Source organism: Pseudarthrobacter sp. AL07 (assembly GCF_029960665.1).
GTDB lineage: Bacteria > Actinomycetota > Actinomycetes > Actinomycetales > Micrococcaceae > Arthrobacter.
This window is the reverse complement of the sequence record NZ_JASBRB010000022.1, coordinates 14,246-38,029: the sequence shown is the minus strand read 5'-3', so window position 1 is coordinate 38,029 and position 23,784 is coordinate 14,246. Positions and strand designations below refer to the sequence as shown.

Genomic DNA, 23,784 nt, shown 5'->3' with positions numbered 1-23,784 from the left:
ACGAGTTCACGCGGGAGGTGCAGCTGCCGGATTCGCGCCGGTCGGGAGGATCCTGGCCCACCATCGCAGGATGTGCTCAAACCGCTGCCGCCGGTGCTGTGGCCTGCCTGACCGGGAAAGTTCATGATCCTCACCCGGGAATACCAGCAGCTGGGCCTCAACGCCGTGCCGCTTCAGTGCCGTGAAATACCTCTGGCCCTGCTCCAGCGGACACCTCAGATCGTTTTCGCTGTGGATAACCAGCGTCGGAGTTTGCACGTTGCCTACGTGTTCGATCGGGCTTTGGGCGGCGACCTCCACAGCCGAACGTCCGAGATACTCGCTGCCGAAGTACCAGCCAATGTCGGCCGAACCCTCGAAGCTGACCGGGTCCAGGAATCCGCGCTCCACGATGGCACCCTTGAACCTGTGGTGGTGCGCTATGGTCCAGGCGGTCAGGTATCCGCCGTAGGAGCCGCCCATGATGCCCAGCCGGCGGGTGTCCAGCGCCGGAAATCTGGCCAGGGTGCCGTCCAGGAACGCGAGGACATCCTCCATGTCATCGGTGCCGAAGCGGCCCTTGATGGCCAGTCCGTGTTCCCGGCCGTAGCCAGCAGAGCCGCGTGGGTTGCACATCAGCACGGCGTACCCGGCAGCCGCGTAGACCTGGGCTTCGTCGAACAGGGCGACAGTGAACTGGGCAAAGGGCCCGCCATGGATGGTTAACAGAACCGGGTGCGGACCCTTGCCTGCAGGCCTGACCAGCCAGCCATGGACGGGATACCCCTCGGACGCCTCAAACGTCAGTTCCTGCGAGACCACAATGTCCGACTGCGTCCGCAGAACGGCCGAAAAGTCTGTCAGCAGCCGCAACTGCCCGTCATCGAGCACTGCAACGTCCCCATGGGTGGACGGATCGCTGAACACCACGAGCATCGAACCACCCGCCCAGGCAGCCCCCGTCACCACCTTGTCACCGTGCACCAGCAGAGCATGGCCGCCCGTCGCCCCCAGCTCGAGGAGCTCAACAGTGCCCTGCGCAACGTTCAGTACCAGCGCCCGATCCGGGCCGCGGAGCTCAATCCGGGCACCCGGGGCTGCCACGTCCATCAGATCAGGGTCGGTCAACGCAACCGGCACGCCGCCGTCGGCTGCGACACAGTACAAAACGGCGTTACGTGCCACAAAATCCCGGCCCGTGCTCCCCAGGTCCCGGGCAATATAGAACAGCCATTTGCCGTCCCGCGACTGCCGGACCTCCGTGACGCTTTGAGGTGCAGCTGCTCCCTGATCCACCGGTACGGGGTCGCCGCCGGTGACCGGCACCCTGTAGATCAGGGTGGCCAAGTCGCCATCGTTCTCCGGCGGTGCTGCCACAAAGTAGACGGCTGATCCGTCTGCACTGAAAACCCCGGAGCCGGTGTCCGTGGCGAGCGATGTCAGCTGACGGGTTGCTGGTAGGTGCGGAGCGGCCGGGGTTGTGTGCGGCTCACCGCCAAGTTCCGGGACGTCCACGATGAACAGCTGCTGCGGCTTGTCGCATGTGTAGCCAACCCCGTTCAGCCTGTATTGGTAGGAGGAGATCAATCGTGGTTCCTCCGCCTCCGCGGTGATGGCCTCGCTGCTGCCGTAACGCCCGGCGTCGGGTTCGCGGGAGCTGAAAACTATCCGGTGCGAATCTGGAGACCACGCGAAGGACTCCACGCCGAGCAGCCTGTCGGTTATGACTTGGGGTTCGCCGCCGCCCGCCTCCACCACAACGAGCTGCGCTTTCGACGACGGTCCGCCCGTCCGGAAGAAAGCGAGGACCAGCCCGTCAGGAGAGAAGGCAGGGGCGGTATCCCGGAAGCCCCTGGTAATTCGCCGCGGCAGCTGTTCCTGGTTCAACGGGATGTTCCACAGCTGCCCCACGTAGGAATCAGCATTGAAATCGGGCCTGGTCACCGACACAACGGCACGGCTGCCGTCCGGGTGAACGGCCGGCTCGGAGACCGAATTGAGCAGCGGGAGGTGTTCTGGCTTCACCCACGTGAGCCTAACGTGCGGCTTTCCTCCAGGCGAACACCCGGCCGGAACCCTGGCGCGGCCGCCGCCGGGGCCCGCTCCCCACCCTAAGATGGTCCGTATGCCATCAAGCCCTCGCCCTCCGCTGCGCTGCCCGTTGTGCGGCGCCGCACTGAATGCCCAGGGCGGCGCAGCTGACGCTGCCCGCAAGGCCCTGATCTGCGGGTCCGGGCACAGTTTCGATGCGGCGAAGCAGGGCTACTACAACCTGCTGGTGGGCAAGGGGACAGTCTTCGAATCCGATACCGCCGAGATGGTGGCTGCCCGCTACGCCTTCCTCGACGGTGGGCACTACCGTCCTCTGGCGGCCGCCGTCGCGGCCGCCGTCGTGTCCGGGCTAACCCCTGGCGAAGCCTACACAGTCCTCGATTCGGGCACGGGGACCGGCCACTACCTCAGGGTGGTGCTGGATGCGGTGCAGCGGACTACGAACAGTTGCACCGCCGTCGCGCTTGACATCTCCAAGTTCGCGCTCCGGCGCGCCGCGCGCCTCAACCCCGAGGCCATCAGCCTCGCCTGCGATGTGTGGCAACCTCTTCCGCTGGCCGACGCCGCCGTCGACGCCATTACGGTGATCTTCGCTCCCCGCAATGCCGCCGAATTCGCCAGAGTCCTCCGCCCCGGCGGGAGACTGGTGGTGGTGACGCCGCGCGCCGGACACCTGGCTGCCATCGCCGTCCAGGCAGGGATGCTGTCCATCGAGGACGACAAGGACACGCGGCTGTCAGAATCCCTCTCGCCGCACTTCGTCGCCGAGTCCACCCGGGACCTGGATATCCAGATGATGCTTACGCCCAGCGAGCTGGCTGACCTGGCCTTTATGGGTCCGGCCGGGCACCACCTGGACCGCATGGCCATTGCCGCCAAAATCGGCAGCGGCCACGTGTCCCCACAGGTGGAGGCACGATTCCGGCTCACAATCTTCGGTCTGGCACCGTCCGCACAGTAACGACTTGAGCACGTTCAACCGCCGCCCCGGATGCAACCTGCCGTCCTGCTTTCCGGCGGACTAGGATAAATAGACAGGTACCGGAAGGTCAAGGGGGACGGAATGTTTGAATGGCTCGGCGAAAACTGGTGGGCACTGTGGCTCACAGCCTTCCTCGCGTTCGCAGTGATCGAAATGATCACCCTTGACCTGTTCTTCATCATGCTCGGCGGCGGAACACTTGCCGCGCTCGTCGCGGATTTCGCCGGCGCTGACCTGTGGCTGCAGATCGTGGTGTTCTGCATCGTCTCGCTGCTGATGATCGCCTTCGTCCGCCCGGTCGCACTCAGCCACCTGAAAAAAGGACCCGCGGACCAGCGCACCAACATAGACCGGCTCATTGGCGAGCAGGCCCTGGTGATGGAAGCAGTCAGCTCCACCGGCGGCCTCGTCAAGATCGGGGGCGATGTCTGGAGTGCCAGGTCCTCCGGCGGCGTCCTGCCTGCCGGCCAGAAAGCAGTGGTCTCGGCCATCGACGGCGCCACGGCAGTTGTCTCCGCACCGCCGGAGCAGTCCGCACAGTCCTAAGTACAGCCTAACTATTGGGGAATGGGAGACGTATGGATAACGCAGGAGGAGCCGCCTTGGCCATTGTGCTGGTGGTCCTGATCGTGTTCGTGATCATTGTTTTGGTCCGCTCAGTGCGGATCATCCCGCAGGCGAGGGCCGGTGTCGTTGAACGGCTCGGCAAATACCAGCGGACCCTTAACCCGGGACTCACCATCCTGATCCCGTTTGTGGACCGGCTCTTGCCGCTCCTGGACCTGAGGGAGCAGGTGGTGTCCTTTCCGCCGCAGCCGGTCATCACCGAAGACAACCTGGTGGTGTCCATCGACACTGTGGTGTACTTCCAGGTTACTGATCCGCGCGCCGCCACCTATGAGATTGCCAATTACATCCAGGCCGTGGAGCAGCTCACCACTACCACCCTGCGTAACGTTGTGGGCGGCCTGAACCTGGAAGAGGCGCTCACATCCCGCGACCAGATCAACGGCCAGCTGCGCGGTGTCTTGGACGAGGCAACCGGCCGCTGGGGCATCCGGGTCTCGCGCGTGGAGCTCAAGGCCATTGACCCGCCCCACTCGATCCAGGACTCGATGGAGAAGCAGATGCGGGCCGAGCGAGACCGCCGTGCTGCGATCCTCACGGCCGAAGGCACCAAGCAGTCTGCCATCCTGACGGCCGAGGGCCAGCGGCAAGCATCGATCCTGGCGGCCGAGGGCGACGCCAAGGCAGCCATCCTCCGTGCAGACGGTGAGGCGCAGGCCATCCAGAAGGTCTTCGATGCCATCCACAAGGGCAACCCCGACCAGAAGCTGTTGGCTTACCAGTACCTCCAGACGCTTCCGAAGATCGCAGAAGGCTCATCGAACAAGCTCTGGATCATTCCCAGTGAAATTGGTGAGGCACTCAAGGGCATCGGCCAGGCACTGGGCGGCACCAATCCTGACCCCGGCGCCGGCGGCAGCGGGCTGTTCGACGAGGAACCCGCCAAACAGCCTGGGTCCTGACCCGGGTCTGTCTCGGATCTGACTCAGGCAGGTCAGGAGCGGATCCGCGATTTGTCGCGGGTCCCCTCGCGTTTTGCGGCTTGGCCCCACGCCGGTATAATTGTGTATTTGTCCGGTCGGACCAGATCCGCTGGAACAAGAATGCTTCGCAATGCGTTGAATCATATGATGCAGCACAGTGCACAGAGTAGTCCGGGGCGGTTATGCCGGTCCGGCTTGCGTGGAGTCCTGCTCCGCGAACCGACCAGAGGGAGAAAACATGAGCGATCGCAGCCTGCGGGGTATGCGTCTTGGCGCGCAGAGCATGGAGACCGAGTCCGGCGTTGAGCCGGCTCCGCGCCAGCGTGTCGAATACCGGTGCGAGGACGGCGAGCAGGTCTTCGTGACGTTCTCTTCAGAGGCTGAAATTCCTCCTGTGTGGGTTTCCAAGACCGGCAAGGAAGCGCTCCTCGTTGACGGCGAACGTCCGGACACCAGCAACGAAAAGGCTGTCCGAACCCACTGGGACATGCTCCTGGAGCGCCGTTCCCTTCCGGAACTGGAGCAGATCCTCGAGGACCGGCTGACCATCCTGCGCGAACGCCGTGGCGAACGGCGCACGGCCTGACCCCAAGCGGCGGTCAAGGCCCTCGGCAGAGGTCAAAGCGTCATGGACTGACGCGAGCTGAATGATTGAGAAAGGGCCGGCCCGGCAACGTGATCACGTTGCCGGGCCGGCCCTTATCTTTTGTCCTAGCCGCTGCTGAAGGTCAGCCCTGTGCCGGATCTTTCTTGCCTGTGAGCTTGTTCCAGCGCGCCTGCAGGCCCCACCGGGTGACGTTGACCATGGCCTCAACAACAATGTTGCCGCTCATCTTTGACGCTCCGAGCTCGCGCTCCACGAACGTAATAGGGCGTTCCTCGATCCGGAGGCCCAGCTTGGCGACACGCCACGCCAAGTCAACCTGGAAGCCATAGCCCACTGAATCGACAAGGTCAAGATTCAATTTTTCCAGCGTGGTCCGCCGGAACGCACGGTAGCCGCCGGTGACATCCTTGATCTTCAGGCCCAGCATCAGCCGGGCGTAGGTGCTGCCAACGCGTGAAATCGCCTGCCGGTACAACGGCCAGTTGACCACGCTGCCACCGGGAACCCAGCGGGATCCCATGGCGAGGTCCGCGCCCTGTTCAACGGCTTCCAGCAGCTGGTGAAGCTGTTCGGGCTGGTGTGAGCCGTCCGCATCCATTTCCACCAGAACGTCATAGCCTGCCTCGAGCCCCCATTTGAACCCGGCAATGTATGCGGCCCCCAGGCCTGCCTTGCCTTTGCGGTGCAGGACGTGGACCTGCGTATCCTCGGCGGCAAAGCCGTCCGCAAGCCGGCCGGTGCCGTCCGGGCTGTTGTCGTCCACCACCAGTACGTCCGAGGCCGGTACGGCTGCACGGAGGCGTTGAAGAGTCTTGGGCAGCGATTCCAGCTCGTTGTAAGTAGGAATGATGGTGAGGACGCGCACAAAGGGCCTTCCTGGACGGGAGCGGTCGGAGCGGCTGAACTGCAGCGGAGTAGCTGGCGGTCAGGCGCAACTACCCATTATAGGGCGCTTTACAGGGGTGGTGGCCTGTGTGCGGTCACGACCGAAGTGCGGGACTGGAAAACAGCTCCACGCCGTCCTTCACGGTCTGCAGGCATACCGGGTCCGCACCGGTGTCCAGTGCCGGGAGAAGAGGCGTCCGGGCGCGCGGATCCGTGCTCCAGGACTGGACACGTCCGTCAGCCACCTGGACCATCAGCTCCTCAACCTCCCAGACAGCAAAACTTGCTGGTGCGCCGGGAACCAGTTGCCCGGCCATCGGGTTGTGGTACTTGGCCGCCCGCCACCCCGCGCGTGTGTGGCCCAGGAATGCTGCCCGGGCCGAGATCCGTTCAGCGTGGTTGTGGTGTTCCAGACAGGCGCGGACGCTGGACCACGGCCGAAGCGGTGTCACGGGGCTGTCGCTGCCGAAGCAGATAGGGACACCGGCAGCGTAGAGCGAGGCAAACGGGTTCATGGACCGGCTCCGGCTCCCCAGACGCTGCTCATACATTCCGCCTTCGCTACCCCAGGCAGCGTCAAAGCGTGGCTGGGCGCTGACGGTGACGGCGTAGCGGGCAAGTTGCTGCACGGCGTCGGTGTCTGCCAGTTCCACATGCTCGAAACGGTGGCCGGCTGCACGGATCCGCTGCTCCCCTACTTCGGCAGCAGCGATTTCCAGAGCCTCCAGCGCCGCATCAAGTCCCGCGTCGCCGATGACGTGGAAGCCGCCCTGAATGCCCAGCAGCGAGCAGGCCGCCAGGTGGGCGCCAGCCTGCCCTGCCGATACGTACAGGTTGCCCCGCTCCCCCGCCGCGTCGCTGTAGCCGGACCTCAGGGCCGCTGTCCTGGAGCCGAGGGAACCGTCAATGTTCAGGTCGCCTGCCAGGCCGCGCACGGATACCCCCAGGTCATCCAGCAGCGCCCTGGCCTGCTCCTCCGAGGTGGCCAGTTCGCCCCAATACGGCAGGATCTCCGGCATGGCCTCGCCGGAGGCTGTGTTCCAGGTGGCGGCCAGGCGCAGATCAGAAACTCCGCCGATATGTGGCGCGGCCATCTCCGCCAGTGCCACGTAACCGTTCTCGGCCGCTTCGGTCAGGGCGCGCCGCTGGTAGGCCAGGAGGCTGGCCTCCGGGAGCCGCCGGGCTTCCTGACGCGCCGCTGTGTGGGCCGCCCGCTTCACCTGCGACCCTTCGGTGTAGCCGTCGAGCCCGCCAAGCCCGGCGGCGGCAGCCAAGGAGGAAGAGACCAACGCCGAATGCGCATCCACCCTGGCCAGGAACACGGGCCTGCCCCCGGCCGCCTGCTCAAGTTCCTCGGCCGCCGGCAGGGCAGGGTCCTCCCACGTGGATTCATCCCAGCCGTGACCCAGCAACGGGCCGTCGCCTTTGGACGCGGCGACGGCATCGAGCAGCTGCCAGGCAGAACGGATCCCGCCCAGCTGGATCGAACCGAGTGCGATGCCGGTTTCCGTGAGGTGGACGTGGGAGTCAACAAACCCCGGCGCCACGAGCGCCCCATGGAGGTCGATGATCTCCATGGAGCTGTCGGCAATGGAGGAGGCCGCTTGCTCGGAGCCGACCCAGGCAACGGTGTCGCCGTCAACCAGCATGGCGGTGGCAAAGGGGTCCGCTGCTGTGTAGACCGAGCCGTTGCGGTACAGGACCACCTTTCGCTCGTTCGGCGCGGGCGTGGTGGAACGTTCAATGGTCATGCGGGCGAAGCTCCTGGGGCTGGGGGGAAGTTGTCAGGTTGCCGGTACATCAGGGCCGGTACATCAAAGTACGGAAGAGTACGCCACAACGCCGCGGCGGATAAGCGATATTGCTTCTGCGCAAAGCCTGGACACACGCGGATCCAGGCCGGGAATCTTGGCGAGCTGGTCCAGGAGGTCGATGACCTGTTTGACCCAGCGGACAAAGTCGCCCGCCGCCAGGTCCGTGCCGTTGAGCACCTCCTGGAGGTGACGTCCCTTGGCCCATTTGTACATGGGCCAGACGAGACCCAGTTCGGGTTCGGCAGTCAGCGGAAGTTTGTTTGCCTCTTCCACGTCCTCCAGGGCCGACCATTCACGGATCACCACATCCACGGACGATTCAAGCGAGACACTGGGCATCCGCGGGCGGAGGCCCCTGTCCTCGCGTTTGGCCTGGTAGACCAGGACGCTGGCCAGGGCTGCTACTTCGACGGCGTCCAGGTCGTTGAGTGCGCCCAGCCGCAGGGCTTGCGAAATCAGGAGGTCCTTCTCGCCGTAGATCCGGCGGAGCCGCTGGCCGTCCGGGCTGATGGACAGGCGCCCGTCAGCTCCCGCTTCCAGGTAGCCGTAGGCGGAAAGGACATCGCAGACTCGATCGAAGGTCTTGGCTATGGTGTTGGTCCGGCCCTGGATCTGGCGGACCAGGGCATCTGTCTCCCGGCGCAGCTTCCACCACCGTTCAGACCAACGCGCGTGGTCTTCACGCTCGCTGCAGCCGTGGCAGGGGTGGGCGCGGAGTGCCCTGCGAAGCTCCGTGATGCGTTTCTCCTGATGTGGCAATACGGATCCCAGGCCGAAGTCGGTGCTGCGGCCGGGTGCCGGCGGGCGGTTCTCCCGCAGCGCATTCCGGGCCGACGATGCGAGGTCGCGCCGTGACTTGGGGACCTTTGCGTTGAACGACTTCGGAATCCGGATCCGCGTCAGGGGCGCGATGGGGCCTTCAAGGTCCTCCGTACCGATCCGCCTGAGCTGGTTGTCGAGGGTCAGAATGGCGGGCCGTGGCTCCCTGCCTCTGTGGTCCGAGCTCAGCACAATCGCCGGCCCGGGAGCCCGTCCTCCCGGGACGTCCACCACGTCGCCCGGCATCAGCCGCGCCAGCGAATCTTCATTCAGGGACTTGTGGGCCCGGGACTTGCTGCGGGAGGTGACATTTTCGGCGTCAGAGAGTTCACGGCGCAACCGGGCATACTCGGTGAAGTCTCCCAGGTGGCAGGTCATGGACTTCGCGTATCCCGCGAGGGACTCTTCGCGGCTGCGCACCTGCTTGGCAAGACCAACAACCGACCGGTCCGCCTGGAACTGCGCGAACGAGGATTCAAGGATCTCCCGCGCACGGGCGCGGCCAAACTGCGCCAACAGGTTGATGCTCATGTTGTACGTCGGCCGGAAGCTTGAATTCAGCGGATAAGTACGCCGCGACGCAAGACCGGCAACGGCGGCAGGGTCCGTGCCCGGCTGCCAGAGGACAACCGCATGGCCTTCGACGTCGATGCCGCGGCGGCCAGCGCGGCCGGTCAGCTGCGTGTACTCCCCCGCGGTGATGTCCACATGGGCTTCGCCATTGAACTTGTCGAGTTTTTCCAGGACCACGGAGCGGGCAGGCATGTTGACGCCCAGTGCCAGCGTTTCGGTGGCAAACACAGCCTTGACCAGGCCCTCAACGAAAAGCTTCTCGACCACTTCCTTAAAAGTGGGAAGCATACCGGCATGATGGGCTGCGAAACCCCGGAGGAGGCCGTCCCGCCACGTCCAGAAGCCGAGGACGTCCAGGTCATCGGACGGGATGTCCTGCCCGGCCTCGTCAACGAGCCGGGCAATGTTCTGCTGCTCTTTCTCCGTGGTTAGCCAGAGTCCGGAAGAGACACACTGGGCAACAGCGGCATCGCAGCCTGCCCGCGAGAAGATGAACGTGATAGCTGGCAGGAGGTCCTGCCGGTCCAGGCTCGCGATGACCTGGGGCCGGCTGGCCTTCCGGACAGTGCCGGGCTGGGCGCCTTGCCGGGGGCGCTCCTCTGTCCGGTGCCGGTGCTGCCGGCGCTGGCTCCGGCCGCCATGACCGAAGCGTGAGGTGAAACTTTGCTGGCCCTCGCTGCGGGCCATCCTGAGCAGGTCAGGATTGACCTCGAACCCCTGGCCGTCGGCGTCTTTGGTGGCTGCGGTGAGCCGTTCCTGGACCGGTATCGGAGCTCCGGTCTCAGCGTCCGCGGGCGGAGCGATCTCGTCGAAGGTGGTTTCGCCGGCGAACAGGTCCACGATGTCGCGGCCCACCATGACGTGCTGCCAGAGGGGAACCGGCCGGTGCTCGGAAACGATGATGTCGGTGTCGCCGCGCACAGTATCGAGCCACGCGCCGAATTCTTCTGCGTTGGACACTGTGGCGCTGAGGGAAGCTACCTGGACTTCACTGGGGAGGTGGATGATGACTTCCTCCCATACGGCACCACGGAAGCGGTCCGCGAGGTAGTGGACTTCGTCCATCACCACAAAGCCGAGGTCATCCAGGGTTTCGGAGTCTGCGTAGAGCATGTTCCGTAAGACTTCCGTGGTCATGACCACAACGGGGGCGTCGCCATTGATGCTCGTGTCCCCGGTCAGGAGGCCGACGTTTTCCGCACCGTACTTTTCGGAAAGCTCCGTGAACTTCTGATTGCTTAGGGCCTTGATCGGCGTTGTGTAGAAAGCCTTAAGGTTTCGTTCCAAAGCCAGGTAGATGGCAAATTCGCCCACGATGGTCTTGCCGGCACCGGTGGGGGCAGCCACCAGCACTCCCTTGCCCTCCTGCAGGGAGCAGCAGGCGAGGCGCTGGAATTCGTCAAGTTCAAAATCGAGGGTGCGGACAAACCCGCCGAGGTAGGTGCCCGCTTCGGCCGTGCGTTCCGCGCTGGCCCGGTAGCTTTCAGAGGGCGAGAGTGGCCCGGAGATAGAGGACATGCCTCAAGCCTAGTGCGCCGGGCGCTACAGGTTCTTCAGTTCGTTGCCGGGCGTAGCGAGGTCGGCTGTCGCGTCCGTCTCAGCTGCCTGTTTCGCCACGCGCTTGTCACGGCGCTTGTCGTTGAAGATGCACAGCCCGATCGCGGCGAAAAACAGAATCAACAGCGGCGCAGCAAGCAGGAACATGGACAGCGCGTCCGTGCCGGGTGCGGCCAGTGCAGCAAGGACAAAAACCAGGAAGACGATAATCCGCCAGGCTTTGAGGATAGTCCTGCCCCTGACCACACCAGCCATGTTGATGCCGACCAGGATCACGGGGACCAGGAAAGAGATCCCGAGGATGAGCAACATCTGCGTGGCAAACGTCAGGTAGTCGGTGGCCGAGATGTTGTTGGCACCGGTCGCGGGTGTGAACTGCAGCAGCGCCCTGACCACGGTGGGGAACACGAGCCAGGCGACAAACACACCAGCCAGGAACAGGGGCACAGCGGCCGCCATAAAGCCAAGCGTGTAGCCGCGTTCCTTCGTGGTCAGACCCGGCGTGATAAAAGCCCACACCTGATAGATCCAGACAGGGCTGGAAATAACCAGCCCTATCTGGATGGCAATCTGGATCTTGAACGCGAAAGGATCTGCGATGGTCGCAAAGTTCAGGACCGCGGTCCGCCCCGTATCCCGGGCAATGGAAACCAGCGGGTCCGACAGGCTGGCGACAACAGGGTCGTAAAGGAACCAGCCACCCACGCCGGCGAGCAGCACGGCAATTGCCGATTTGATCAGCCGGTTCTTGAGCTCCTTGAGGTGGTCCCAAAGAGCCATCCGCCCCTCAGGGTTGGACTTACGGCCCCGCGTCACTGCCACTTCGGGTTAAGCGCGGGTCGACGGCGGAACGTCAGTGCCGTCGGTCGGCTCACCGGGCTTCGCCGGCGGGTGGTTGATGATCTTGCCTTCCACCGGTCCGGAAGCCGTGTCGGTGGTATCGGTTTTGCCGTCGTTCTTCATTTCCTTGACTTCGGACTTGATGATCCGCATTGACTGGCCAAGGCTGCGCGCCATGGCAGGGAGTTTGGGCGCGGCGAAAAGCAGCAGCGCAACGACGATGATAATGACAATTGGCCACGGGCCATCAAAGAGTCTTCCCACGGGAAATCCTTTCCTCTTACAACATCCTACGTCTAACTGAGATTGAGATCGCGAAGTGACTGGGGCTGGCCCCGGTCTCGCCTCCGCTGGATCCGCCTCTGGCGGCGGTCCTCCCGGCGGGATGACTTGGACGCGTCGTAATCATGACGCATCTGCGCCGGTGAGGCAAAAACAGCGGCACCCGGCTGAAACGATTCTGCCGGCCGTAAGCCGTCATCTGCCGTGGTGGCTGCCGGTGCAAGATGTGACACTTTGGTTCCGGCGGCACCCAGATCCTTCATGACCAACATGAACTGGCGGTAGAGCCGGATGCCCAGAAGGACATAAAAGAGCAGGGAGAGCGCAATCAGCGCAATCCAGATCAGGATCCAGGACCACCAAGGCATGCTGACGAGTCTAGCCGCCGTACCGGTCCAGGGCCGCCTCGATCCACTCCAGCGCCGCCGCCCCAAGCTCGGAAGGTTCAAGAATCCTGACGGCCCCGCCGTGCTGAGCCACGAACATGGGCAGCCAGGCCGTGCTGCCGAACCGTATCTCGGCAACAAGGCCGCCGCCGGGAAGAGGTGCCACACGTTCGGCGTAATAGTCGTCCGCCAGGCCGGCGCCCTGCCTGGTGAGCTGAACGAGGACCGTGGTGTCGTCGTCATTGGGGGTGAACAGCTTGGCCGGGAAGCTTTCCCCGGCCCGGACCTGAGTGGATGCGGAACGTCCGTTCGGGTGGACCGCCTGGACCCTGTCCAGCCTGAAGTTCCGCAGCCCCTGGGCCGCATGGCAGTAAGCCTCGAAGTACCAGGTGTTATCCAGGGAATACAGGCGGAGCGGATCCACGTCACGTTCTGAAACCTGGTCGCGCTGGGCGGAAAAGTACACGAGCCGCAGCTGCGACCGCTCCTGGATGGCCCCACGGACAACGTCAAGGAGGGCCGAATCAGCGGGCCCAACTTCCGGACCGGCAAGCGAACCTGCCCTGAGCCCTTCTTCGCCGGCCGCTGCCATCAGCTTAAGGGTCACGGACTCCAGCGCGCCGCCCTCGGCAAGTTCGGGAAGCCCGTTGAGCGTCTCAAGCCCGGTCAGCAGAGCACAGGCCTCGTCCACAGTAAACCGGACCGGTCTCTTGAGATCCAGGTCCTGGGTGATGTAAACGTGGCCCTCTTCCCAATGGATGTCCAAGAGGTCGTCCGGGTATCCCTCTGGAAGTCCGGAGCAGATGAGGATCCGCAGGTCGCTTTCCAGCTCCCCGGGCGTGACATCAAAGCGGGCCGCGACATCCTTGATGTGGAGGCCTTGGTTGTGGACCAGGAACGGAACCAGCTGCAGCAGGCGTTTGAGCTGGTCCTCAGAGGTTCGTTTGCGGACGGCGCGGCCCCACGGTGCATCGGCAAACAGATAGACGGGGCCGGGAGCGGCACAGAAGGCGGCCGCGTTGCGCAGCCGGTGCCGCACAGCAGCCACGAGCTCGTCGGGAGCATGTGCCACAGCGTCGGGGCCGTAGGAGGCAAGCTCCTCGGCCAGTACCTCAACGTCCCTGAAATTGACCTCCAGACGTTCGTAGCCGGCGTCGAGCGTTCCCGAACTTCCGGCGGGAACCGGTGTGGTGCGCCGTCGCAGGCCAAGGTGGCGGCCCTCCCGGACATCCACGACGGCGGTCCGGAGCGGCAGTTCCGGAAGCCGGTCCAGTTCTGCGCGGACATTGAAGTTCGGCGGCGCCGAGTAGGATTCCTTCTCCAACACCGTGACGGGGCCCGTGAACCGGGAAAGCCTGAAGTGGCGCGGTGCCTGGCGTGATCGATCGTAGCCGGTCAGATACCACTGGCCAAAGCGGCTGCCGAGGCCCCACGGCTCCACCACCCGTTGCTCTTCCTTACCGGTGGAACCTGCCAGGTAAGGGAAGCTGACGGGGTGCTGGGCGTGCATGGCCGCCACCACGTCATCAAAAGCCTGGCCCGCCGGCCGGATCCGCGGCTGCACGCCGACGGGAAGTTCAACGTCGGACAAGGTGCCGGAGGCCTGGAGCTTGCGGAGGGCGCTGGCGGCGGCGGTTCCCAGGGCGGCACGCTCCCACAGCTGGGACGCCAGCAGGAGGACGGTCCATTCCCCAGGGCTGAGCTGCACATCCGGCAGCCGGTTCGATTCCTTGCCGATGCGGTAGCGGGTGGTGGCCGGGTCATCTTCGCTCCAGCCGTGATCCGTCACGGTTTCCACATCGAAGCCAAACTGACGGAGGTCATTCTTGTCCCGCTCAAACATCCTGCCGAAGGCCACGTCGTTGCCAGACGTGTCGTGGTAGACCTTAGCCCGCAACTCTGCACGGCGCAGGCCGTATTTTGTGTTCAGGAGGGCGATCAGGAGATTCAGCAGGCGTTCAGTACGGGAGACGGACACGCTGGCTACGATACTAAACTCCTTCGTGGAAAGCAGAGAGCGCGGCAACAACAGGAAAACAGAACCCTGATTGTTACCGCGCTTTCCGGCCCTGCAATGCTTCGGTCAGCGGACGCCCACGAGGTCCACCACGAAGATCAGCGCTTCGTTGGGGCCAATGGCTCCGCCAGCGCCGCGGGAGCCGTATGCCAGTTCGGACGGAATCTCCAAGCGACGGCGGCCGCCCACCTTCATGCCCAGCAGGCCCTGGTCCCAGCCCTGGATGACCTGGCCCACGCCCACGCGGAAGTCCAGCGGGGCGCCACGGCCCCAGGAAGCGTCGAATTCTTCGCCGGTGGACCAGGCCACGCCGACGTAGTGAGTGGATACGGTGTCGCCCTTTTTGGCCTCGGCACCGTCACCGTCGATGAGGTCGGTAATGACCAGTTCGGTGGGGACATCGCCTTGCGGGAAGTCAATTTCCGGCTTCTGGCGGTCGAAATCGCGCTGACCAAATGACATGGTTGCTCCTTTGATTAATAGGGTGGGTGATGTGTTGCTGTTTACTTGACGCCCAGGATGTCCACAACGAAGACAAGGTCGCCCTTGGCTTCGCCCTGGCCGGCATCACCGTAGGCGAGGTCCTTGGGGACCACCAGGAGGACCCGGGAGCCCACCGTCTTTCCGGCCAGTCCCTGGGTCCAGCCCGGAATCACGCCGGTCAACGGGAAGCTGGCCGGTTCGCCGCGGTCAAAGCTTGAATCAAATTTAGTGCCGCCAACGAGGTTGACGCCAACGTAGTTGACGGTCAGTGTGTCCGTTTCCTTAACCACAGCGCCGGCGCCCTTGATCAGGTCCTGGGACACGAGTGCAGCAGGCGCAGCGATTCCGTCAACGGTGATCTCCGGGACGCCCTGGTCGTTGTCCTTTACGGTGGGCAGGCCGGCTGGCGGGGTGACAGTCTCGCCTTCGGGCTTTGCGAGCGGCGGAACTGACGGCGCGACATCCTTGGTGGAGAGCACCTTGATCAGGAGTAGCTGCGTTGGCTGGGCGGCGGCGGCTTCTGCGGTTGCGGCCTGTCCGGGAATGGCCAAGGCAAGGCTCGAGCCGACCTTGGAGCCAACGAACGCGCTGTAGATGACCGGGCTTCCGGTCTTCAGTTCCTCGTTCAGCTCCAGCGGTTCGGGCTCGCCGGGGAAAGTGTCCTCCAGCGTGGATCCGTCAGCACCGCTGAGCGCGAGGATGGAGATGTTTGCGATCTGGTTCTCTTTGACCCGGTCGCCGTCGCCTTCGGTGACCACTTTGATGGTGGGTTCGGTGACCTCGAGGGGCTTGGAGAACTCGACACCGGGAGCTTTCTTGTCCCCGTTGTCCGTCAGTTTCAGGGAGTCGAACTTGGCAGTGTCACCGGCAGACTGGCTGGTGGGTTCCGGTGCTGCGGGTGAACCGCCACAAGCAGTTAGCAGCAGCATGCCGGGGATCAGGATTGCTAGGAGTCGGCGCACGTAAGAGAACTTTCGTCGGGGCAGGGTGGACGCGGTGCCGGGATCAGGCGCTCGGCACCGCTTCAAGGCCAAGGAACGGCCCTATCAAGGATAGCCCGTTAACCTGAACGTCAGCCCATAGAGGACAGAAGGGCATCCACCCGCTCATCGACGCTCCGGAAGGGATCCTTGCACAGGATGGTCTGGTGTGCGCGGTCGTTCAGTTTCAGGTGCACCCAGTCAACCGTGTAGTCCCTGCCCAATTCCTGGGCGCGCCGGACGAAGTCGCCCCGCAGCTTGGCCCGGGTGGATTGAGGTGGAACGTCCACCGCGTCTTTGATTAAAGTATCGTCCACGACCCGGCTAACTGCGCCCCTGGACTGCAGGATGTAGTACAGTCCGCGGCTCCGGGAAATGTCATGGTACGTAAGATCCAGCTGGGCGATCCTGGGTGCATCGAGCCCCAGGCCGTGCCGCTGCCGGTAGTTGTCCATCAGTTTTTTCTTGATGGCCCAGTCGATTTCCGTGTCAATGGTGCTGGTGTCACCACTTTCGATCGCGTTCAAGGTCCGTTGCCAAAGATCGAGGATGAACGGAACGTGCGGATTGTGGGCGCCGTGTTCCTGGACAAAGGCCGTGACCTTGGTGAGGTATTCCTGCTGGATCTCGAGCGCTGTGAGCTGGCGGCCGTTGGCCAGGCGGACCAGTGCCCTTCCACTGAGGTCGTGGGAAATCTCGCGGATGCTGCGGATGGGGTTTTCCATCCTCATGTCGCGCATGATCACCCCCGCCTCGATCATACGCAGGATGAGGTCCACGGTTCCGACCTTGAGCAAGGCTGTGGTTTCGGACATGTTGGAGTCGCCCACAATGACATGGAGCCGGCGGAAGAACTCGGCGTCGGCGTGCGGTTCGTCTCGGGTGTTGATGATGGGCCGTGAACGGGTGGTGGCCGAGGATACGCCTTCCCAGATGTGGTCTGCCCGTTGGGAAAACGCATACGTGGCCCCGTGCGGAGTCTTCAGGATCTTTCCTGCCCCGGCGATCAGCTGGCGGGTCACCAGGAAGGGGATCAAGATTTCCGCGAGCCGGGAGAATTCGCCGCGACGCGGGATCAGGTAATTTTCATGGCTGCCGTAGGAGTTGCCGGCCGAATCGGTGTTGTTCTTGAACAGGTAGACCGTGCCGTTGAAACCTTCCGCGGCCAGCCTTGCCTGTGCCTCGTCAACGAGGTCGTCCAGGATCAGCTCGCCAGCGCGGTCGTGCGCGATGAGCTGTGCGAGGTCGTCACATTCGGCCGTGGCGTACTCAGGGTGCGAGCCGACGTCGAGGTACAGCCGGGAACCGTTGGTCAGGAACACGTTGGATGACCGTCCCCAGCTGACCACCTTGCGGAACAGGTACCGGGCCACCTCTTCCGGGGCCAACGGCCTCGAATCGGGGCTCGAATACGAGATTCCGAACTCGGTCTCGATACCGAAGATCCTCTTGTCCATCTCAGTCCTCCTCAGCAAGCAGCGCCGTGATATCAGCATAGTTGAGCCGCCGGAAGGCCCTGCGGAAACCCCGGGAGGTCTCCGACTGCCTGTCCAGGACTGCAACTTCCACGGCCTTGGCAGGAAGGATTCCTGCCGCATCGCCCTGCTCAGCAGCCTGGTCGGCGCTGCTGGACAGGCCGCCGGTAGCCAGGCGGACAGCACCGGCGAACCTCAGAGATGGTCGCCAGCCCTCGGCGATGACCGCAGAGACACGCTCCGCCTGGCCGCCCATGACGATGAAGCCGTGCTCGTCAGCGATGGACCCGTCGAATGTGAGCCGGTAGAGGTGGTCCAGTTCCGGTGTGGCGCCAACTTCGGCGACCGCGAGTTCAACTTCAAAGGGTTTCTGTTCGGCGGTGAAAACGGCGCCGAGGCTTTGCGCATAGACGCTGGCGAGGCCCCGCGCTGTGACATCCTCGCGGTCGTAGGAGTAACCACGGACATCCGCGTAGCGCACCCCGGCTTGGCGCAGGCTTTCGAATTCGTTGTACTTGCCAACGGCGGCAAATGCGATTTTGTCGTAAATCTCGCCGATTTTGTGAAGTGAGGGTGAAGGGTTTTCGGCGACCAGGGCGATGCCGTCCTGGCAGCTGATGACCACCACGGACCTGCCGCGGGCGATGCCTTTCCGTGCGAAGTCCGCACGGTCCTTCATCAGTTGTTCAGGCGAGACATAAAACTGCTGCGTCATCTCAGGCCTCCCGCCGATCGGCGGACCGGGCTTCGATAATCCTGCCCGCCACTGCGGCGAGCTCGGATTCGGGGATACGCCGTGCGCCATCCCTGTTGACGGTGTACACCACCGGCCATAATTGGCGAACCGGATCCGGACCGCCTGTGGCGGAGTCGTCGTCGGCCGCGTCGTAAAGGGATTCGACCGCCACGAAGACTGCCTCGGCTTCGCCCAGGTTGGGCCGCCAGAGCTTCTTCAGCGCACCGCGGGCAAACACGGAACCGGAGCCGACAGTGTGATGCTCGTGTTCCTCGTACCGACCGCCGGTTACGTCGTAGGAGAAGAGCCGACCCACGCCGGCAGTCGTGTCGAAGCCGGCGAACAGCGGCACCACGGCGAGTCCCTGCAGGGCCATCGGCAGGTTCCCTCGGATCATGGCACCGAGCCGGTTGGCTTTGCCATCGAGGCTTAGCAGTGTCCCCTCGATCTTTTCGTAGTGCTCCAGCTCCACCTGGAAGAGCCTCGTGAGGTCAATGGCGATGCCGGCTGTGCCGGCGATCCCCAGTATCGAATACCTGTCGGCCGGGAAAACCTTTTCGATGTGCCGGCTGGCTATGACGTTGCCCATGGTGGCCCGCCGGTCACCGGCCATCAGGACGCCGCCGCCGTAACTCATCGCCACGATCGTGGTGGCATGGGGCACCTGCAATGGAGCTGCCCCCGCTGCAGCAGGCATGACCCGGTTGTAGGGAAGCAAGTCCGGCCGGTCGCGTTGCAGATGCTCGGTGAATGAGGATGTCGCGTTGCCGGCTACCTGGTTGGCGGTTGTTTCCTGCACTGATGCACTCCTTGTACGTGGTCCCTCAACGTCGGTACAGATTCCGGCCGGACGCGGCTTCCGCCACACAACCGGTTCCGGGTTACTGGCCGCCCTTTTGGACGAAGGCGCGTACGAATTCCTCGGCGTTGGACTCCAGCACGCCGTCGATCTCATCAAGGAGGTCGTCTACGCCCTGCGTGGCAGCCGATGCCTGGGCTTCCGGGGCCGCCGGAGGCGCCTCGGGGATCTCGTCCTCGACCTGGCTGTCGTGTGATTGTGGCTTCTGCTGCTCCTGGCCTGCCATGATGATCTCTCCTCCAAAAATCCTCGGATCCGGGTGGATCTGCTGATACGCCCATATTGCCACGCTGTCCGCCCGACGGCGCTGTTTACGCCGCAGGCGGAGCGGTGTTTTGCCCTAAAAGTTCGGCGAGGAAGGGACCTGCCGTCCGGTGGCGCGCAAACAGCCCACCCGTGAGGTCCTTCGTACCGCGAAGGGGTTCCCGGGTTGGCACGCGTTGGAGCCGGCCGTAGCCCGGCACATCGAAGATGACCGAGTCCCAGCTGGCCCCCACCACGTCTTTGCCGAAGCTACTGATGCACCGTCCGCGGAAGAAAGCACGCGTGTCCGACGGCGGTTCGGTCATCGCCGCGGCGATGGCCCCGTCGTCGACGATCCGCTGCATGCGGTCCCTGGCCAGGAACCGGTAGTACAGTCCCTTCTCCGGCCTGATGTCTGCCCACTGGAGGTCCACAAGGCCGAGCCTCGCGTCGCCCCAGGCAAGGTTGTCGCGGTTCCGGTAGCCGTCCAGGAGGGACAGTTTGGCCAGCCATTCCACGGATGTGGCCGCCGCGTTCCTGTCGGAATCGAGCTGGGTCAGTGTGGCAGCCCAGCGTTCCAGCACCTCATGCGTATGGCCGTCCCCGTCCACGGCATCGGAAACACCGGTGTCCTGAGCCAGTTTCGCCGCCGCCTCGTGGTACATCCACTGCATGTCCAGGGCCGTTACGCGGCGCCCGTCCAGCAGCCTGAGTTTTGCTGTCAGCGACGTATCGTGGCTGATAGCCTGCAGGGCCGCGACGGGTTCGTGGACCTCCACCTTGGGCGCCAATCCGGCCTCTATCAGGCTTAGGACCATGGCCGTGGTGCCGAACTTGAGGTAGTTCGAGGATTGGCTGAGGTTGGCGTCGCCGATGATCACATGAAGGCGCCGGTATTTGTCGGCGGTGGCGTGCGGCTCATCCCGGGTATTGATGATGGGACGCCGGATAGTTGTTTCCAGGCCGACTTCGGCCTCGAAGAAATCCGCCCGCTGGCTGATCTGGTATCCGGGCGTGGAGCTGTCCTGCCCCAGACCCACCCGCCCCGCGCCGCACATGATCTGGCGTGTGACGAAGAACGGTGTCAGCCCCCGCACAATGTCCCCGAAGGGCACCGAGCGCGGCATGAGGTAGTTCTCGTGGGAGCCGTAGGAGACGGACTTGTTGTCCGTGTTGTTTTTGTACAGGTTGATCGGCGGCAGTTCCGGATCCGCGGCCAGGCGACGGACGGCTGCCAGCGCTACGAGGTCCCCGGCCGCATCCCAGATCACAGCATCGCGAGGGTTGGTCACCTCGGCACTGGAATACTCCGGATGCGCATGATCCACGTAAAGCCGGGCTCCGTTGCCAAGGACCATGTTCATTAGGAGACTGCCGGACTCGTCGTCGCCGTCCAGTTCCAATTCCTCACGGCCGTAGGCAAGCGCCACCGCTTCCGCGTTGAGGACCGGCGGCTGGTCGGTCAGCTGGCTGGGGTGGGCCGAGGCCCGTTCCAGGGTCCAACCGCGGGCGTCGTGGAGGGGCTCCTCATCCGTGTAATCCCATCGGGTCTCTGCCCCTCCGGCCGCCCTTTGCCGCGTCACCTGCGCATAAGCCTGGACAACACGGGCGGACATCATGGTGGCGTTTGCTCCTGGCGCCGACGGTGCGTGGATGCCGTATTCCGTTTCCGCCCCCATGACGCGCATGGCCCCACCGGCCGGGAGCCCTCCCCCGCCGGCGCGTTCCGCGGAAGCCGTCACAGGTACTGTCCCGTGTTCGGCATTGTTTCAATGGACTTGCCGGGTTCCTGGCCGGCCTTACCCTGCACGATGGTGCGGATGTAGGTGATCCGCTCGCCCTTCTTGCCTGAGATCCTTGCCCAGTCGTCCGGGTTCGTGGTGTTCGGCATGTCCTCGTGCTCGCGGAACTCGTCCACCACGGCACGCAGCAGGTGCTCGATCCGAAGACCCTTCTGGTGCAAGGTCAGGAGATCCTTGATGGCGTACTTCTTGGCCCGGTCCACGACGTTCTGAACAACGGCACCTGAATTGAAGTCCTTGAAGTAGAGCATTTCGGTATCGCCGTTGGCGTAGGTGACTTCCAGGTACTCGTTGGATTTCTCCGTGGAGTACATGGCTTCGACCGTGCGCTGGACCATAGCGTCCACCGTCGCCTGGACGTCGCCACTGTGTTCGGCGAGGTCGGACTCGTGGAACGGCAGGTCCGTGGTGATGTACTTGTTGAAGATGTCCGCCGCGGCCTCTGCATCGGGGCGCTGGATCTTTACTTTCACGTCCAACCGGCCGGGACGGAGGATGGCGGGATCGATCATGTCCTCGCGGTTGGATGCACCGATCACTATGACGTTGTCCAGACGCTCCACGCCGTCGATCTCACTCAACAGCTGCGGGACGATGGTGGTCTCGACGTCAGAGGAGATCCCGGTTCCGCGCGTACGGAACAGCGAATCCATTTCATCAAAGAAAACCACCACTGGACTGCCGTCAGAGGCTTTCTCACGGGCCCGCGCGAAGATCAGCCGGATATGGCGCTCCGTCTCGCCCACATACTTGTCCAAAAGCTCCGGACCCTTGATGTTGAGGAAATAGCTTTTCAGGTCCACATTGCCGGACCGCTCCGCCGCACGGGCGGCAAGCGAGTTGGCTACAGCCTTCGCGATCAGGGTCTTGCCGCACCCTGGCGGGCCGTATAATAGAATGCCCTTCGGGGCTTTCAGCCCATGCTCCCGGTAAAGGTCAGGGTGCAGGAACGGCAGTTCCACGGCATCCCGGATCTGCTCGATCTGCGGACCAAGGCCGCCGATGTCCTCGTAGGTGATGTCGGGGACTTCTTCGAGGACCAGGTTTTCCACTTCGGAGCGGGGGACTTTTTCGAGTGCGTAGCCAGTACGGGAATCGATGGACAGCGCGTCCCCCACCCTGAGCTTTTCGGTGAGCAGGGCTCCGGAGAGCCTGATGACGCGTTCCTCGTCCGCCCGCCCCACCACCAGCGCGCGGTCCGTTCCGAGCATTTCCTTCAGTGTGGTGAGTTCACCGGCGCGTTCGTAGCCGAGGCCGGCAACAATAAGCAGTGCCTCGTTGAGCAGGACTTCCTGGCCCACCGCCAGCTGGTTGATGTTGACCAGGGGGCTGATGCCCACCCGCATTTTCCGGCCGGCGTTGAAAATATCCACCGATTCCTCGGTGGCAGCCTGGCCGCTGCTGCCCGGTGACGGCAGCCGTCTGGGATTGAGCTGGAGGACTGTACCGAAGCTGTACGGGGGCTGGCCCTCCTGGTCCAGGGCATTTTTCAGCCGCAGAATCTCGGTTTTGGCCGCTTCGAGCATGCTGACCAGCTTGGCGTTGTTCTGCGTGGCGGCCGCCAGCTGCCGGTCAATGTGCCTGAGTTTGTCGCGGAGGACATTGGCCTGCCGTTCCGCAGCCGACAGTTCGTTGGCGGCCGACTGCTCCGCCGGTGTACGTCCGGAGTCCTGATTCGGCGTCTCCATGGTGCATCAGCCCCTTCCTGCTCGTCTTCTTAAGACCTTAGCCCCAAGTTGGCGGGTACTGCTGGAGACTCCCGAAATGTGGACTAGTTCGTGATCTCCGGTTCGTCCTTGACGTTGGTGCCGGCGATGGCATCCCTCGCGGCGCGGCGGAGCTTTTTGTCAGAGACCAGGCGTTCGCCGACGGCACCGGGTGTCCAGGCGTTGACGTCTTCTTCGTTGAACCCGGTCTTCGAGGGGCGGCGCTTGACGGAGATCCCGGTGACGCCGTCGGCAAGCCTGCGGGTGACCAGCAGGAAGCCGGTGTGAGCCACCATGCGGTGGTCCGGACGGACGGCCAGACCCTCAAGGTGCCAGCCGCGGACCATGGACTCCCAGGCGTCGGGTTCGGTGAAGCGGCCGTCAGCCCTGATGGCCTCGGCGGTCCGGGACAGCTGGGTGACCGTGGCCACGTAGTTGATCCAGACGCCGCCGGGTGCGAGAACAGTGGCAACGGCGTCGAGGCATTCCCAAGGTGCCAGCATGTCCAGAACTACCCGGTCCACGGAGCCGGGCGCCTCAGTGCGGACTACTTCCTCCTGGAAGTCACCGAGGGAAATTTTCCAGGCCGGGTGCGGGCCGCCAAAGATGGTTTCAACGTTCCCGCGGGCAATGTCCGCAAATTCCTCACGGCGTTCGAAGGAGTGCAGGTAGCCGTTGTCGCCAACGGCACGGAGCAGCGAAATGGACAGCGCGCCCGAGCCAACGCCGGCTTCAACAACCCTGGCGCCCGGGAAAATATCGGCCATGGTGACGATCTGGCCGGCGTCCTTCGGGTAGACCACTGCGGCGCCACGCGGCATCGACAGGACAAAATCCGAGAGGAGCGGGCGCAGGGTCTGGTACTGCTGGCCGACGTTGTTTACGACGACTGAGCCATCAGCATTTCCGATGATCTCGTCGTGGTTCAGGAAGCCCCGGTGCGTGTGGAAGGCGCCGCCGCTTTCAAGGGTGATGGTGTTCATGCGGCCGCGCTCGTCAGTCAGCTGGACCCGTTCCCCTTCACGGAAAGGTCCGCGGCGGCGGGCAGCTCCCACCGGCTGGACGCCATTGGCGGCAACACCGGTGGTGGTTGGTGCTGCGGCTTCGGCGACAGATTCGCTGCTCATGGATTTTCCTCGCTCCTGTAAAACTGTGGG

The 23,784-nt window shown here is 63.9% G+C and carries 21 protein-coding genes; 4 read left to right on the top strand and 17 right to left on the bottom strand.

All coding sequences use genetic code 11. The annotated features are described in order from the left end of the window. Positions 1–6 precede the first annotated feature (6 nt). Positions 7–2,004, bottom strand: a complete 1,998-nt coding sequence (locus QK290_RS14590) for a S9 family peptidase (protein ID WP_282331355.1) — start codon at positions 2,002–2,004, stop codon at positions 7–9. Positions 2,005–2,104: 100 nt separating this feature from the next. Here QK290_RS14590 and QK290_RS14585 point away from each other — a divergent pair, with 100 nt between their 5' ends. The 4 genes from QK290_RS14585 to QK290_RS14570 all read left to right on the top strand — a co-directional run bounded on the left by QK290_RS14585 (position 2,105) and on the right by QK290_RS14570 (position 5,149). Further along, positions 2,105–2,992: a putative RNA methyltransferase gene (locus QK290_RS14585; RefSeq protein WP_282331354.1), complete on the top strand. Its 888-nt coding sequence runs from the start codon at positions 2,105–2,107 to the stop codon at positions 2,990–2,992. A 102-nt stretch (positions 2,993–3,094) separates the two neighbouring features. Then, positions 3,095–3,559, top strand: a complete 465-nt coding sequence (locus tag QK290_RS14580; RefSeq protein WP_282331353.1) for an NfeD family protein — start codon at positions 3,095–3,097, stop codon at positions 3,557–3,559. Between the two features lie 32 nt (positions 3,560–3,591). Continuing rightward, complete coding sequence (locus QK290_RS14575; RefSeq protein ID WP_282331352.1) at positions 3,592–4,542, top strand: SPFH domain-containing protein; 951 nt, start codon at positions 3,592–3,594, stop codon at positions 4,540–4,542. A 259-nt stretch (positions 4,543–4,801) separates the two neighbouring features. Continuing rightward, positions 4,802–5,149 carry an RNA polymerase-binding protein RbpA gene (locus QK290_RS14570; RefSeq protein ID WP_056627246.1) on the top strand — a complete coding sequence of 116 codons (348 nt, stop codon included), beginning with the start codon at positions 4,802–4,804 and terminating at the stop codon, positions 5,147–5,149. Between the two features lie 142 nt (positions 5,150–5,291). On the opposite strand, the gene QK290_RS14565 is transcribed toward QK290_RS14570, so the two are convergent. From QK290_RS14565 to QK290_RS14490, 16 genes are all read right to left on the bottom strand, one after another. Further along, on the bottom strand, positions 5,292–6,035 hold the full coding sequence (locus QK290_RS14565) for a polyprenol monophosphomannose synthase (protein WP_282331351.1): 744 nt from the start codon (positions 6,033–6,035) through the stop codon (positions 5,292–5,294). 115 nt (positions 6,036–6,150) lie between these two features. Continuing rightward, entirely contained in the window at positions 6,151–7,806 is a 1,656-nt protein-coding gene (locus tag QK290_RS14560; RefSeq protein ID WP_282331350.1) for an amidohydrolase family protein, read from the bottom strand. A 63-nt stretch (positions 7,807–7,869) separates the two neighbouring features. After that, entirely contained in the window at positions 7,870–10,779 is a 2,910-nt protein-coding gene (locus QK290_RS14555) for a DEAD/DEAH box helicase (RefSeq protein WP_282331349.1), read from the bottom strand. Between the two features lie 24 nt (positions 10,780–10,803). Continuing rightward, complete coding sequence (gene tatC, locus QK290_RS14550; protein WP_282331348.1) at positions 10,804–11,598, bottom strand: twin-arginine translocase subunit TatC; 795 nt, start codon at positions 11,596–11,598, stop codon at positions 10,804–10,806. Between the two features lie 48 nt (positions 11,599–11,646). Beyond that, complete coding sequence (gene tatA / locus QK290_RS14545; protein WP_193342811.1) at positions 11,647–11,922, bottom strand: Sec-independent protein translocase subunit TatA; 276 nt, start codon at positions 11,920–11,922, stop codon at positions 11,647–11,649. Positions 11,923–11,954: 32 nt separating this feature from the next. Next, the gene (locus QK290_RS14540) at positions 11,955–12,308 is read right to left on the bottom strand and encodes a hypothetical protein (protein WP_282331347.1); all 354 of its coding nucleotides are present in this window, start codon (positions 12,306–12,308) and stop codon (positions 11,955–11,957) included. Between the two features lie 10 nt (positions 12,309–12,318). Beyond that, positions 12,319–14,304 carry a WYL domain-containing protein gene (locus tag QK290_RS14535; RefSeq protein WP_282331346.1) on the bottom strand — a complete coding sequence of 662 codons (1,986 nt, stop codon included), beginning with the start codon at positions 14,302–14,304 and terminating at the stop codon, positions 12,319–12,321. 105 nt (positions 14,305–14,409) lie between these two features. Continuing rightward, the gene (locus QK290_RS14530) at positions 14,410–14,805 is read right to left on the bottom strand and encodes an FKBP-type peptidyl-prolyl cis-trans isomerase (RefSeq protein ID WP_193342814.1); all 396 of its coding nucleotides are present in this window, start codon (positions 14,803–14,805) and stop codon (positions 14,410–14,412) included. Positions 14,806–14,846: 41 nt separating this feature from the next. After that, positions 14,847–15,788 carry an FKBP-type peptidyl-prolyl cis-trans isomerase gene (locus tag QK290_RS14525; protein ID WP_282331345.1) on the bottom strand — a complete coding sequence of 314 codons (942 nt, stop codon included), beginning with the start codon at positions 15,786–15,788 and terminating at the stop codon, positions 14,847–14,849. A gap of 110 nt (positions 15,789–15,898) precedes the next feature. Beyond that, on the bottom strand, positions 15,899–17,263 hold the full coding sequence (pafA, locus tag QK290_RS14520; protein WP_282331344.1) for a Pup--protein ligase: 1,365 nt from the start codon (positions 17,261–17,263) through the stop codon (positions 15,899–15,901). Between the two features lies 1 nt (position 17,264). Continuing rightward, on the bottom strand, positions 17,265–17,996 hold the full coding sequence (gene prcA / locus QK290_RS14515) for a proteasome subunit alpha (protein ID WP_282331343.1): 732 nt from the start codon (positions 17,994–17,996) through the stop codon (positions 17,265–17,267). Between the two features lies 1 nt (position 17,997). Next, complete coding sequence (gene prcB / locus QK290_RS14510; protein ID WP_282331342.1) at positions 17,998–18,816, bottom strand: proteasome subunit beta; 819 nt, start codon at positions 18,814–18,816, stop codon at positions 17,998–18,000. Between the two features lie 82 nt (positions 18,817–18,898). Further along, positions 18,899–19,102: a ubiquitin-like protein Pup gene (locus tag QK290_RS14505; protein WP_056339984.1), complete on the bottom strand. Its 204-nt coding sequence runs from the start codon at positions 19,100–19,102 to the stop codon at positions 18,899–18,901. 85 nt (positions 19,103–19,187) lie between these two features. Next, positions 19,188–20,807 (bottom strand): depupylase/deamidase Dop, encoded by a 1,620-nt coding sequence (dop, locus tag QK290_RS14500; RefSeq protein ID WP_282331373.1) that lies wholly within the window; start codon positions 20,805–20,807, stop codon positions 19,188–19,190. Positions 20,808–20,857: 50 nt separating this feature from the next. Then, complete coding sequence (arc, locus tag QK290_RS14495; RefSeq protein WP_282331341.1) at positions 20,858–22,609, bottom strand: proteasome ATPase; 1,752 nt, start codon at positions 22,607–22,609, stop codon at positions 20,858–20,860. An 83-nt stretch (positions 22,610–22,692) separates the two neighbouring features. Further along, entirely contained in the window at positions 22,693–23,754 is a 1,062-nt protein-coding gene (locus tag QK290_RS14490) for a tRNA (adenine-N1)-methyltransferase (RefSeq protein WP_282331340.1), read from the bottom strand. Positions 23,755–23,784: the final 30 nt, after the last annotated feature.